This window comes from Streptomyces camponoticapitis (assembly GCF_014646115.1).
GTDB classification, from domain to species: domain Bacteria; phylum Actinomycetota; class Actinomycetes; order Streptomycetales; family Streptomycetaceae; genus Streptomyces; species Streptomyces camponoticapitis.
In genome coordinates this window covers 71,891-84,956 of sequence record NZ_BMMV01000003.1, presented here as the reverse complement: position 1 = coordinate 84,956, position 13,066 = coordinate 71,891, and the positions used below count along the sequence as shown (strand labels likewise).

Here is a 13,066-nt window from a genome sequence, read left to right as displayed (position 1 = left end):
GGCACACACGGCAGGCTGGCGAAGGACACAGGCGCGCGGCGCTACTGCGTGACCGCGAACTCCCGCAGGATCGCCGCCGCCAGCTCCGCGTCCCCGTCCGTCTTGATCCGGTCGGGCACCGCGGCGGCCCGTACCCGCCCGCACGCCAGCCGGAAGTACGTCTCCCAGTCCATCACCAGCGTCACCGCGGGGCCGAGCGAGGGCGAGCCGTCGATCGTGCCGCGGCCGTCCGCGTCGACCCGGACCGTCCGCAGGAACTCGACGGGGCCGTGCACGTCGAAGACGACCGCCGTGTTCGGCGGGGCTCCGGCGCCCTTGGCGACGACCTTCGGGAGGGCTTCCAGGAGCACGTCGCGGGTGACCAGCGCGCCGCCGGAGTCGAGGTTGCCGGGCTTGCTCAGCGTCGTACGCAGGTCCTGCTCGTGCACCCAGATGTCGAACGCGCGTGCCCGCATGGCCTGTTCGAGCGTCTGCTCGGTGCCGAGCGGGGCGCGGACCATGGTGTCGGGCGCGCGGTTCTCGTTCCGCAGCTGGCGGTTGCGGCGAATGATCGTGTATTCGAGCTCGGACGTCATCTCCGGAGCGGTGTGGTGGCGCCGTACATCCACCTGCATCTCCATGTAGCGGGAGATCTCGCTCTGCACGTGGTACAGGTCGCGCGGCAGGGTGTGGATCGGCCGCGGGTCCCCGAGCATCTCGCACTCCAGACCGATGACGTGCGAGACGATGTCCCGCACCGACCAGCCGGGGCACGGCGTGCGCCGGTTCCACTCGCCCTCGACGAGTGGCTGCACCAGCTCGGCTATGGCTTCAATGGAGTGGGACCAGGCGTCGGCGTAGGTTTGAAGGCTGGGATGGACGGTCACGGGACCCCTCGACGGTTCTGCGGTTAGCGGGCTGGGCTGCTGGCTGCGGGCGGCGGGCTGTGGGCTGCGTGGGAGGTTCGAAGGCCTAAGTTACGCTGCCCGTTGGCACCCCGGCAGTGCTTTCGTGTGACGATCGTAGGCCCGTGTAGACGGCTCGAATGCCAGGACGGTGGTAGTGTGCGCGCCTCCCTCATCCAGATCGCAGTAGAACCGGACGAATCAGTCATTTCCCGTAGGCAGCGCGCCGCCTCCTTGGTACGGCAGCAGCGCGGCGCCGACCTCGTGGTCCTGCCCGAGCTCTGGCCGGTGGGCGCGTTCGCGTACGAATCGTTCGCCGCCGAGGCGGAGACGCTGGACGGTCCGACGTTCCAGGAGATGTCGAAGGCGGCGCGCGACGCGGCCGTCTGGCTGCACGCCGGGTCCATCGTGGAACGCGCTCCCGAGGCGGTCCTGGACGGCGCGGCCGACCTCTACAACACCGCGCTCGTCATCGCGCCGGACGGCTCGCTCGTGCGCTCGTACCGCAAGATCCACCGTTTCGGGTTCGACAAGGGCGAGGCGACCCTGATGGGCGCGGGCGACGAGCTGGTGACAGTCGCCCTGCCGGACGCGGTGATGGGTCTCGCCACCTGCTACGACCTGCGGTTCCCCGAGCTGTTCCGGGGGCTGCTCGACGAGGGCGCGCAGGTCTTTGTGGTCCCGGCCGGCTGGCCGGCCCGCCGCCGCGCCCATTGGACGCTGCTGGCGCAGGCGCGCGCGGTGGAGAACCAGGCGTATGTGCTCGCTTGCTCGACCGCCGGCACGCACGCCGGGGTGGAGCAGTCCGGGCACAGCATCGTGGTCGACCCCTGGGGCGAGGTGCTGGCGGAGGCGGGGACCGGCGAGGAGGTCCTGACCGTCGAGTTCGACCCGGCGAAGGTCGCGACGACGCGCGAGCAGTTCCCCGTGCTGAAGGACCGGCTGCTGGGCGTGACGGCGCCCGGCCGCTGAGCCCCGCCTCTTCCGGCCCGTCCGTCACGAGGACGGGCCCGGACGGCCGACGGGCCGGCTCTCAGCCCTCCTCGCGCTCCTTCTCCGCCATCCGGATCACACACACCGCGACCGCGATCAGCAGCGACGGGTCCGCCTCGTCCCTGATCACATCCACGGCGTACGTCTCCCGCACCCGGAACCACCTGCGCGACACGTGCGCCAGCAGCTCGCCGTCGTACTCGATCGCGAACTCGCGGTCCAGGATCCGCCCGCTCACGTCCAGCTCGGTACCGTCGGCCATCTCGACCCGGTAGTGGTTGCGGAGCAGCGACAGCCTCTTCTTACGGATGGTGGCGAGCGGCTCACCGTCCCGCTCGATCGTCATCGCGTCCCGCAGGCTCAGCAGCTTCTGACGGAGCGTGATCAGCACGCGCCCCTGAGGGTCCTTCAGCTCCAGGGTGTCGCGCAGCCGCAGCGCCTTTCCGTCCACGAGGAAGGCCTGGCGGCCCTGCTCGTCCTCGATCCAGTAGTCGTCGCCGATGGCGAAGATCTTGTCGCGCACCAAGTACTTCATGCCGTATCCGTACCCACCGGGCTGCCGGGCGACGGTGGTACGGCGTCACCTGTACGCGTACGGATGACGGTGTCCGACGGCGGCACCTCCTTCTCCCGCAGCCCGCGCGCCAGCATGAGCGTGACGGCGACGGAGGCCGCCGCCAGCACCGTGATGCCGGTGGCCGGTGAGGTCCGCTCGGCGACGGTGCCCGCCAGGAGGGCGCACACGCCCTGCATCGTGAGCATGCCGGAGGAGTGCAGCCCGAGCGCGTGCCCGCTCAGCTCGTCCGGTGTCAGCGCCATCAGCCGCTCCTGGGAGACGAGGCTCGCCGCGTAGCCGACCGTCGCGAGCGTCACGAGCGGTACGGCGAGTGGGAGCGCCGGGTCGAGGAAGAAGAACAGGTGCGGCACGGCGAGCAGCAGCAACAGCGGGACCGCGAGGTGTGAACGCCACCGACGGGGCACGAACCGGCCGATCAGGATGTCCCCGGCGAGCATGCCCGCCGCACCGGCGGCGAAGAGCAGGCCCGCGTGCTCGGGGGCGTAGGGCACGTACAGCGACTCACAGCCGACGACCAGACCGTTGGGCACCCACAGCGCGAGATAGACGGTGCGGCGCGGGCGTGACGACCACAGGCGCGCGTTGTTCCGCCACGTCTGGGCGACCGAGGGGCGGCCGGTGGCCCGCGGCGGCCTCTTGCCGAGGCCGAGCCGCGCGACGGCCGCCGTGGTGAGGTACAGCCCGGCGCCGGTGAGCAGCGCGCCGCGCGGCGACAGGAGGGCGACCAGCGCACCCCCGGCCGCATAGCCGCATATCTGCATCAGGCCCGCGGACATGTTGATCGCGGAGCGGCCGAGCAGATAGCCCTCCTTGGAGAGGACTTCGTTGAGGAGCCCGTAGCGCACCCCGCCGCCGAGCGCGGAGACGGTGCCGAGACAGAGCACGAGCGCGAGGACCGCGGGGACGGGGAGACCCGGCAGGGCGGTGGCGGCCGTGCCGAGGGCGAAGACCAGCGACAGCGCGGTCAGCGTGGCGCGCGGGGGCAGCCGGTCGGCCGCCGACAGCAGCATCGTCGCGCCGAGCACCTGGGCGAGGGAGGGGCCGAACATGGCGAGCGCGGAGAGCAGCGGCGAGCCGGTCGCCGTGTAGACGAGCGTGCCCAGCGCCAGGCCGCTCACTGTCTGGGCGGCGACCTGTCCGGACGAGGTGAGGAAGAACGGCGTGAACTCCGGTGTCCGGAAGAGCTCTTGGTAGGTGCGCATGCCGGGAGTCTCCGAGGCGCGCGGGAGGGGGCGTTAATGTTTCGCGGGAGAGCGAAACATGCCGGGGGCGGGAGGTGTGACATGGGCTGGTGGCAGGTGGACGCGGACACGCTCGCCGGGAGCCGGTTCGTCGTGTCGCCTCTTACGGAGGCGGTCGCGAGCCTGCGGGCCCTGGAGGACGGCCGGGCCGCGCACCCGGGCGAGCGCGCGTGGCTCGACGCCCATCTGCCCGCGTACCGCGCCCGGCAGGCCGAGGACCCGGTCGCGGCCCTGCTCGTACGGTCGGCCTTCGGCCGCACCTGGAACGCGGACTTCATCACCCCCACGCCCACCGGTGAGCCCCTGACCGAGCAGACCTTCGAGACCGAGCTGACGCGGATACGGGACACCCCGCCCGCGACCGTCCGCGCCGACCTGCTGGTCTCCCTGAACGGCCCGCTCCCCGCCCTCCTCGCCGGCCGAGACGATCTTCCGGAGCGGGCGGCCGCGGTCGTGGAGTGGGTGTGGGCGGAGACGGTGCTGCCGTACTGGCCACGGCGCCGGCGCCTCATCGAGGCCGACGTCGTCGCGCGTACGGCGCAGCTGAGCCGGGGCGGCTGGGCGAGCGCGCTGGGCGACATGCGCCGCGGGATGCGCTGGCTCGGCGGCAGCCGGCTCCAGATCTCCACCCGCGCGGACCGGTCCCAGGAGATCCCCGGGGCGCGGCTGATGTTCGTGCCGGTGACGCCCAGGCAGAGCTGGGTGTCGTGGGACGCCGACCGGTACGCCGTGGTGTACCCGTGCGCCGGGGCCCTCGCCCACGAGGGCGGCCGGCCGCCGGTGCCCGAGCCGCTGCGCGTCCTGCTCGGTCCCGGCAGAGCCGCGGTGCTGGCCCTGCTCGGCTCCCCGAAGAGCACGACGCAACTGGTCGCACTGACCGGCCAGGGCCTGGGCTCGGTGGGCCGTCATCTGAGGGTGCTGTGGGACGCGGGGCTGATCGGCCGGCGGCGGGCGGGACGGTCGGTGCTCTACTTCCGTACGGAGGCGGGCGAGGTCCTGGTGGGCGCGCCCCCGGCCGACGAAGATCCGCCGGACAGGCCCGGCACCCGGGGCGACCGGCGACGGCGGGACCACGAGGTGGCGTTGTCCGAGCCGGATGGCACCCTTGAACCATGAACGACGCCTCCGCCTCAGCACCCCCTCCCGCACCACGCCGCCGTGCCCGTGTCCGTGCTCCCGAGCTGGTCGGCAAGGGCGGCTGGCTGAACACGGGAGGCACCGCACTCACCCTGGCCGACCTGCGGGGACGTATTGTTCTGCTCGACTTCTGGACCTTCTGCTGCATCAACTGTCTGCATGTCATCGACGAGTTGCGGGAGCTGGAGCAGAAGCACAGCGACACCGTGGTGACCATCGGCGTCCACTCGCCGAAGTTCGTCCACGAGGCCGAGCACGCCGCCGTCGTGGACGCCGTCGAGCGGTACGAGGTGCACCACCCCGTCCTGGACGACCCGGAGCTGGCGACCTGGAAGCAGTACGCGGTGCGGGCCTGGCCCACGCTCGTCGTCATCGACCCCGAGGGATACGTGGTCGCGCAGCACGCCGGCGAGGGCCACGCCCACGCCATCGAGAAGCTGGTGGAGGAGCTGGAGGCCGAGCACGCCGCGAAGGGCACGCTGCGGCGCGGCGACGGGCCGTATGTCGCGCCCGAGCCGGTCGCCACCGACCTGCGCTTTCCCGGCAAGGTCCTCACGCTGGACTCGGGGAACTTCCTGGTCTCCGACACCACCCGGCACCAGCTCGTCGAGCTGGCGGCCGACGGCGAGAGTGTCGTACGGCGGATCGGCGGCGGCGAGCGGGGCTTCGGGCCCGAGTCGTTCAACGAGCCGCAGGGGCTGGCCCAGCTCCCGAACGGCCGGATCGCCGTCGCCGACACCGTGAACCACGCCATCCGTGAGTACGTCCCCGCCTCGGGCAGGGTCGAGACCCTCGCCGGCACGGGCAGGCAGTGGTGGCAGGGCTCACCGACCCATGGCCCCGCGCTCGACGTGGCGCTCTCCTCGCCGTGGGACGTGGCCTGGTGGAACGACCGGCTGTGGATCGCGATGGCCGGGGTGCACCAGCTGTGGACGTACGACCCGAAGACCGGCACCGTCGGGGTCGCGGCCGGGACCACCAACGAGGGTCTGGTCGACGGGCCCGCCGCCGAGGCGTGGTTCGCGCAGCCGTCCGGGCTGGCCGCCACCGAGGACCGGCTGTGGGTCGCCGACTCCGAGACCAGCGCCCTTCGGTACGTGGAGCGGGACGGGGACGGGTACGCCGTCCGGACCGCCGTCGGGACCGGGCTCTTCGACTTCGGTCACCGCGACGGCCCCGCCGGCCAGGCCCTGCTCCAGCACCCGCTCGGTGTGACCGCGCTGCCCGACGGCTCGGTCGCCGTCTCCGACACGTACAACCACGCCCTGCGCCGCTACGACCCGGCGACCGGCGAGGTCACGACGCTCGCCACCGACCTGCGGGAGCCGTCCGGCGCGGTCCTCGTCGGTGACGACATCGTCGTGGTCGAGTCCGCCCGGCACCGGCTGACCCGGCTGCGGCTGCCCGACGAGGCCGTCCGCGTCGAGGCCGTCGCGCACCGCACGCGGCGCGCCGCGACCGATGTCGCGCCGGGCGCGCTGCGGCTCGACGTGGTCTTCGAAGCGCCCAAGGGGCAGAAGCTGGACACCCGTTACGGTCCCTCGACCCGTCTCCTGGTCTCCGCCACCCCGCCGGAGCTGCTGGCGGAGGGCGCCGGTGCCGGCAGCGACCTGGGGCGCGAGCTGGTCTTCGCGGACGGTGTCACCGAGGGCGTGCTGCATGTCTCGGCGATGGCCGCGTCCTGCGACGACGCGCCGGAGATCGAGTACCCGGCGTGCCATGTGCACCAGCAGGACTGGGGTGTGCCCGTACGCGTCACCGAGTCCGGCACGGGCCGGCTGGGGCTGGTGCTGGCCGGGCTGGACGCGTAGAGCTCGGCGGGCTCGCGGGGCCGATGCCGCCTACCGGTGGTCGCGTTCGATGACCGTCGGCCGTTGTACGACCGCCCGCCGGCGCTTCGCGATGCTGGTGAACGTCGCGATGCCGATGAGGCCGACCGCCATGAGGATCACCCCGACCAGGTCGAGATTGACGCTCTCGGCCTCCCAGTCCGTCGCGAAGGTGAGGATCGCCCCCACCGCGATGAGTGCGATGCATCCGCCAATGCCCATGAATCCCGCCTCCTGTTACGAGTGGTGGCCATTCCCGGGCCGTTATGCGGGTACCCGGCCCGGGAACACCCATGCAGAAGAGGGGAATTCAGCCTTCCAGGAACGCCGCCAGCGCGTTCGCCAGCAGGAACGGGTCGTCCGCGCCGCACAGTTCGCGCGCGCTGTGCATCGAGACGATCGCCGCCCCGATGTCGACCGTCTTGATGCCGTGCCGGGCCGCGGTGATCGGCCCGATCGTCGTGCCGCAGGGCATCGAGTTGTTCGAGACGAACGTCTGCCACGGCACGCCCGCCCGCTCGCACGCCGCCGCGAACACCGCGCGCCCGCCGCCGTCCGTGGCGTACCGCATGTTGACGTTGACCTTGAGGATCGGGCCGCCGTTGGCACGCGGGTGGTGCGTCGGGTCGTGCCGCTCCGGGTAGTTGGGGTGCACGGCGTGCCCGGTGTCGGAGGAGAGGCAGACCGTGCCGGCCAGGGCCCGCGCCCGGTCCTCGTACGAACCGCCGCGCGACAGTACCGAGCGCTCCATCACCGTCCCCAGCAGGGGCCCGTCGGCGCCGGTGTCCGACTGCGAGCCGCTCTCCTCGTGGTCGAAGGCGGCGAGGACCGGGATGTACGGCAGCCCCGCGCCCGAATCGGCGGACCCCGCGACGGCGGCCAGCGCGGCCGTACCGGCGTGCACCGACAGCAGGTTGTCCATCCGCGGCCCGGCCACCAGTTCGCGGTCGCGCCCGAGGTAGGCGGGCGGCTCGACGGAGTGCGGCATCAGGTCCCAGCCGGTGATGTCCGACGCCTCGACCCCGGCCTCCTCGGCGACGAAGCGGATCAGATCGCCCTCCTCGACCTCGCCGAGACCCCAGATCGGCTGCATGTGCCGCTGCGGGTTGAGCTTCAGACCGTCGGTGTTGACGCCGCGGTCCAGATGTACGGCGAGCTGCGGCACGCGCATCAGCGGCCGGTCCACGTTGACGAGCCGGTGGCTGCCGTCCCGCAGGGAGAGACGGCCGGCCAGCCCGAGGTCCCGGTCGAGCCAGGTGTTGAGCAGCGGCCCGCCGTACACCTCGACGGCGACCTGCCGCCAGCCGTACGCACCGGTGTCCGGGATCGGCTTCACCCGCAGGTTGGGGGAGTCCGTGTGCGCGCCGACGATCCGGAACGGCGTGTGCGGCTCGGCCCCCTCCGGGACGTACCAGGCGATGAGCGCCCCGCCGCGCAGGATGTACTTGCCGCCGGTGGTCCCCTCCCACGCGTCCGTCTCCCGGACCTGCCGGAAACCGGCCTTCTCCAGGCGCTCGGCCGCGCTCGCCACCGCGTGGTACGGCGTGGGGCTGGTGGCGAGGAAGGTCATCAGGTCGTCGGTGTGGCCGCGGTCGAAGCGGGCGGATCTGCTCATGGGATCACCATAACGAGACGGCCGCCGGCGCCTCGGACCCGGACGGCGGACCATGCCTGTCCCGTACACGGAAATCGTCGGTGCCGCGAGGAACTCCCGACCGGACACTCCGGACCGGACAGCGAAATCGCCGGACAGGCCGTCATCGGCCCGTCCGGCGATCGAAGAAGACCCGCTCCCCGCGTCAGAAAGCGGCTTCGTCCAGCTCCATCAGCGAGTTGTCGACCGACTCGGCGACCGCGCGCTCCACCGAGACCCCCGGCAGGACGCTCGCCGCGAAGAACTTCGCCGCCGCGATCTTGCCCTGGTAGAAGGGCACGTCCTTCGCGGACGCCGTCTCCAGCTTCTCCACGGCCACCGCCGCACCGCGCAGCAGCAGATAGCCGACGACGACATCGCCCGAGGCCATCAGCAGACGGGTGGTGTTGAGGCCCACCTTGTAGATGTTCTTGACGTCCTCGGCGGTGGCGGAGAGATCGGTCAGCATCCTGCCGACGATCGCCTCCAGGTCCACGGCGGCCTTGGCGAGCGCGTCACGGGCCGGCGCCAGCTCCGCGCCCCCCGTCCCGACGGCGAGGAACTGCTTGATCTCCTCGGACAGCGCGTTCAGCGCCTGCCCCTGGTCCCGGACGATCTTCCGGAAGAAGAAGTCCTGGCCCTGGATGGCGGTGGTGCCCTCGTAAAGAGTGTCGATCTTGGCGTCCCGGATGTACTGCTCGACCGGGTACTCCTGGAGATACCCGGAGCCGCCGAGCGTCTGGAGCGACTGGGCCAGCTGCTCGTACGACTTCTCGGAGCCGTAGCCCTTCACGATCGGCAGCAGCAGGTCGTTGAGCGCGTGGTCCGCCTTGACGTCCTCGCCCTCCGCCTCCTTCTTGGCGATCTCGTCCTGGAGGGATGCGGTGTAGAGCACGAGCGCGCGCATGCCCTCGGCGTACGCCTTCTGCGTCATCAGCGAGCGGCGTACGTCGGGGTGGTGCGTGATGGTGACCTTGGGCGCGCTCTTGTCCATGAACTGCGAGAGGTCCGGGCCCTGGACGCGCTCCTTCGCGTACTCCAGCGCGTTCAGATAGCCCGTCGAGAGCGCGGCGATGGCCTTCGTGCCGACCATCATCCGGGCGAACTCGATGATCATGAACATCTGGCGGATGCCCTCGTGCTTGTCACCGATCAGCCAGCCCTTGGCGGGGTGCCGGTCGCCGAAGGTCAGCTCGCACGTGTTCGACGCCTTGAGGCCCATCTTGTGCTCGACGTTCGTCGCGTACACACCGTTGCGCTCGCCCAGCTCGCCGGTCTCCCAGTCGAACTCGTACTTCGGTACGAGGAAGAGGGACAGGCCCTTGGTGCCGGGTCCCGCGCCCTCGGGGCGGGCCAGCACGTAATGAAGGATGTTGTCCGACATGTCGTGCTCGCCGGAGGTGATGAAGCGCTTCACGCCCTCGATGTGCCAGGAGCCGTCCTCCTGCTGGACGGCCTTCGTCCGGCCCGCGCCCACGTCCGAACCCGCGTCGGGCTCGGTGAGCACCATCGTGGAGCCCCACTGCTTCTCGACGGCGATCTCGGCGATCTTCTTCTGCGCCTCGTTGCCCTCCTGGAAGAGGATGCCGGCGAAGGCCGGGCCCGAGGTGTACATCCAGATCGCCGGGTTGGCGCCGAGCAGCAGCTCCGCGTACGCCCAGATCAGGGAGCGGGGCGAGGTGGTGCCGCCGATCTCCTCGGGCAGGCCGAGACGCCAGTACTCCGAGTCCATGAAGGCCTGGTAGCTCTTCTTGAAGGAGGCGGGCACGGGAGCGGTGTTGGTCTCCGGGTCGAAGACGGGGGGATTGCGGTCCGCGTCGGCGTAGGAGGCGGCCAGCTCGGACTCGGCGAGCTTGGTGACCTCGGCGAGAATCGTCTTGGCTGTCTCGACGTCCATCTCCGCGAACGGACCCGAGCCGTACAGCTTGTCGCGCCCGAGGACCTCGAAGAGGTTGAACTCGATGTCGCGGAGATTCGACTTGTAGTGCCCCATGGCGACGGCTCCGTAAGCGGTTGGGAGGCGGATTCCTCGTACGCGTATCAGTAGTGGCTCCGATGATGCTACCCGCCGGTAATAAGATGCAACCCCTACCGGACATCTGTGACGAGGACGACGAGGAGCCCATGCGGCCCATCGGCGGGCCTTTCCTCAGTAGTCTTGGCCCCATGTACGGCTACGACCAGAACGCTGGCCCTCAGCAGCAGTACGCACCCCCGCAGCAGCCGATGGGCGGCGGCGGATACGGGGAGCAGCCGCTGTACCCCGAGCCGTCCCCTCCCTCGCTGGCGGACGCGGTGCGGGCGTTCACGACCGGATCGCTCTCCGCCGAGGACTTCCAGCAGATCTTCGCGACGTCGAAGGTCTACTGCCCGCGCGGTGACAACCCCGGCTTCCTGGCGCTGCACAACACCCAGCAGCCGGTCATCCCGATGTTCAGCACGCTCAAGGAGCTGCGCCGGTACGCGGGCAAGGAGTCGAAGTACTTCGTGATCACGGGTGCCGAGGTGATCGATCTGCTGCCGACGGGGTACGGCTTCGTGATCGACATGGAGGGCGAGCACCGGATGGTGTTCGACGCGAAGGCCGTGGAGCAGATGGTGGACTTCGCGATGCGGCGGATGTACGGCTGAGCCGTCGCACGGCCCGCGGACGCACGGCTGAACGGTCGCGCGGGCCGCGGACGCACCGCTGCCGGATGTACGGCTGAGCCACGGCCGGGGCCGGATCTCTCGACGTGACGCGCGTGACACGCGCCGGGAATACCCGCTGCCTTGTCAGATGTTCACCGTTCAACTAAATTGGAGCCAGAAGCCGAGGAGGCCCCCAATGCCCGCTGTGACCGTCGAAAACCCACTCACCCTTCCCCGTGTCACGGCGGCCGCCGACGCCGTCGCCCGGCCGGTGCTCGCCGTGTCCACCGCACCCGGTGGCGTACCTGATCGACGGCACCTTCATCCACCAGGACAGCAACGGTGGCGGCGGCACGATCCGCAACGGTGACACGCAGTGGATGACGGCGGGCTCCGGCCTGCTGCACATCGAGGCGCCGCCGGAGTCGCTCGTGATGTCCGGCGGTCTCTTCCACGGCCTCCAGCTCTGGGTGAACCTGCCCGCGGCCGACAAGATGATGGACCCGCGCTACCAGGACATCCGCGGCGGCCAGGTCCAGCTCCTGACCTCGCACGACGGCGGCGCGCTGCTGCGCGTGATCGCCGGCTCGCTGGACGGGCACGAGGGCCCGGGCATCACGCACACGCCGATCACGATGATCCACGCGACGCTGCGGCCGGGTGCCGAGGTCACGCTGCCCTGGCGCGAGGACTTCAACGGTCTCGCGTACGTCCTGGCCGGGCGCGGCGCGGCCGGTCCCGACCGGCGGCCCGTGCACATGGGCCAGACGGCGGTCTTCGGCGCCGGGTCGTCACTGACGGTCCGCGCGGACGAGTCCCAGGACTCGAACACGCCGGACCTGGAGGTCGTCCTGCTGGGCGGCAGGCCGATCCGGGAGCCGATGGCGCACTACGGTCCGTTCGTGATGAACAGTCACGCCGAGCTGAAGCAGGCCTTCGAGGACTTCCAGTCCGGCCGGCTGGGCACGGTGCCCGCGGACGCCGTGTAAGCACCTGTGAGTGACACTCCGTCACCCACCCGGCCCCGTCGGCGGGGCAGCCGCCCGGACGGCGTGGTCGGGTGGGCGGATGGAGAACTCGCGCGGGGGCCCGCCCGGCGTGCTGCCCCCCGAGGTCTGGCGGGTGGGTGCCTGGTGCGCCGTCGTGCTGCTCGTCGCCGGTGTCGTCGCCGTCGGGGTGTGGCTCGTCGTCACCTTCCAGACGGCCGTCACCCCCGTACTGCTCGCGATTCTCGGGACCGCGCTCCTCGGCCCTCTCCACCGGCGACTGGTCGCCATGGGACTGCCCAAGTCCCTGGCCGCCGGGCTGACCTGCCTGGCCGTGGTCGGGGTCGTCGGCGGCGCCGGATACGTCGTCGTCACCGCCCTCATCGAGACCGGCGACCAGATCGTCGACTCGCTCAAGCAGGCCGGGCGCGATCTCAGCGACCAGTTCGGGGTGGCGGGGACGTCGCTCCACGATGTGGCGTCGAACGCGAAGGATCTGCTGGGCAAGTTCGGCGGTACGGCCGCCTCCGGCGTGATCAGCGGGCTCAGCGTCGTGGGCGAGCTGATCGCCACCGCCGTCCTCGCACTGCTGTTGATCTTCTTCTTCCTCAAGGACTCCGACCGGGTCGCCGGCGCGCTGCGCTCGGTCGCCCCGCGCCGTACCGGCGACGTCGTGGAGGCGATGGCGCGGCGGGCGTACGGGGCCGTCGAGGGCTTCATGCGCGGGACGACCTTCATCGCGCTCATCGACGCCATCTGCATCACCGCGGGCCTGCTGATCCTGCGCGTGCCGGGGGCGGTCGGTCTCGGCGCGCTGGTGTTCGTGGGGGCGTACATCCCCTACCTGGGCGCGTTCCTGACCGGCGCGGTCGCGGTGCTCGTCGCGCTCGCCGACCGGGGCGTGGCGATCGCGCTGTGGGCGCTCGGGGTCGTCCTCGCCGTCCAGGTCCTGGAGGGCCATGTGCTCCAGCCGGTGATCCAGAGCCGTACGGTCCAGATGCATCCGGCGGTGGTGATGCTGGCGATCACGGCGGGCGCGAGCGTGGCGGGAATCCTGGGAACGCTGCTGGCGGTCCCGCTGACGGCGGCGGCGTTCGGAGTCCTGGCGGAGATCCGCGAAAGGTACGAGGCGGGCAGCACATGACGGGACCCGCG

11 protein-coding genes and 1 pseudogene are annotated in these 13,066 nt (G+C 71.2%); 6 read left to right on the top strand and 6 right to left on the bottom strand.

The features are described 5' to 3' along the window. Positions 1-41: 41 nt before the first annotated feature. Positions 42-866, bottom strand: coding sequence for a maleylpyruvate isomerase family mycothiol-dependent enzyme (locus IEY79_RS05315; RefSeq protein WP_189106126.1), 825 nt, complete (start codon positions 864-866; stop codon positions 42-44). A gap of 177 nt (positions 867-1,043) precedes the next feature. On the opposite strand from IEY79_RS05315, the gene IEY79_RS05310 reads away from it, so the two are divergent. Beyond that, positions 1,044-1,856 carry a carbon-nitrogen family hydrolase gene (locus tag IEY79_RS05310; protein WP_189106125.1) on the top strand — a complete coding sequence of 271 codons (813 nt, stop codon included), beginning with the start codon at positions 1,044-1,046 and terminating at the stop codon, positions 1,854-1,856. Positions 1,857-1,917: 61 nt separating this feature from the next. On the opposite strand, the gene IEY79_RS05305 is transcribed toward IEY79_RS05310, so the two are convergent. Next, positions 1,918-2,412, bottom strand: coding sequence for an LURP-one-related/scramblase family protein (locus IEY79_RS05305; protein ID WP_189106124.1), 495 nt, complete (start codon positions 2,410-2,412; stop codon positions 1,918-1,920). Continuing rightward, complete coding sequence (locus IEY79_RS05300; RefSeq protein WP_189106123.1) at positions 2,409-3,656, bottom strand: MFS transporter; 1,248 nt, start codon at positions 3,654-3,656, stop codon at positions 2,409-2,411. Before IEY79_RS05300 ends, IEY79_RS05305 begins: the two co-directional genes overlap by 4 nt. Positions 3,657-3,737: 81 nt before the next feature. On the opposite strand from IEY79_RS05300, the gene IEY79_RS05295 reads away from it, so the two are divergent. After that, the gene (locus IEY79_RS05295; protein ID WP_229700667.1) at positions 3,738-4,811 is read left to right on the top strand and encodes an ArsR/SmtB family transcription factor; all 1,074 of its coding nucleotides are present in this window, start codon (positions 3,738-3,740) and stop codon (positions 4,809-4,811) included. Beyond that, positions 4,808-6,643, top strand: a complete 1,836-nt coding sequence (locus tag IEY79_RS05290) for an NHL domain-containing thioredoxin family protein (RefSeq protein ID WP_189106122.1) — start codon at positions 4,808-4,810, stop codon at positions 6,641-6,643. Before IEY79_RS05295 ends, IEY79_RS05290 begins: the two co-directional genes overlap by 4 nt. Positions 6,644-6,673: 30 nt before the next feature. Here IEY79_RS05290 and IEY79_RS05285 read toward each other — a convergent pair whose 3' ends face one another. From IEY79_RS05285 to IEY79_RS05275, 3 genes are all read right to left on the bottom strand, one after another. Next, positions 6,674-6,883, bottom strand: a complete 210-nt coding sequence (locus IEY79_RS05285; RefSeq protein WP_189106121.1) for a DUF6458 family protein — start codon at positions 6,881-6,883, stop codon at positions 6,674-6,676. Positions 6,884-6,971: 88 nt separating this feature from the next. Next, positions 6,972-8,276: a M18 family aminopeptidase gene (locus tag IEY79_RS05280; protein ID WP_189106120.1), complete on the bottom strand. Its 1,305-nt coding sequence runs from the start codon at positions 8,274-8,276 to the stop codon at positions 6,972-6,974. A 184-nt stretch (positions 8,277-8,460) separates the two neighbouring features. Further along, on the bottom strand, positions 8,461-10,287 hold the full coding sequence (locus IEY79_RS05275; protein ID WP_189106119.1) for an acyl-CoA dehydrogenase: 1,827 nt from the start codon (positions 10,285-10,287) through the stop codon (positions 8,461-8,463). A 173-nt stretch (positions 10,288-10,460) separates the two neighbouring features. Here IEY79_RS05275 and IEY79_RS05270 point away from each other — a divergent pair, with 173 nt between their 5' ends. From IEY79_RS05270 to IEY79_RS05260, 3 genes and pseudogenes are all read left to right on the top strand, one after another. Next, positions 10,461-10,925: an SseB family protein gene (locus tag IEY79_RS05270; RefSeq protein WP_189106118.1), complete on the top strand. Its 465-nt coding sequence runs from the start codon at positions 10,461-10,463 to the stop codon at positions 10,923-10,925. A gap of 196 nt (positions 10,926-11,121) precedes the next feature. After that, positions 11,122-11,914 (top strand): annotated as a pseudogene (locus IEY79_RS05265) (pirin family protein). 79 nt (positions 11,915-11,993) lie between these two features. Further along, on the top strand, positions 11,994-13,055 hold the full coding sequence (locus IEY79_RS05260) for an AI-2E family transporter (protein WP_189106117.1): 1,062 nt from the start codon (positions 11,994-11,996) through the stop codon (positions 13,053-13,055). The last annotated feature ends 11 nt before the right edge of the window (positions 13,056-13,066 follow it).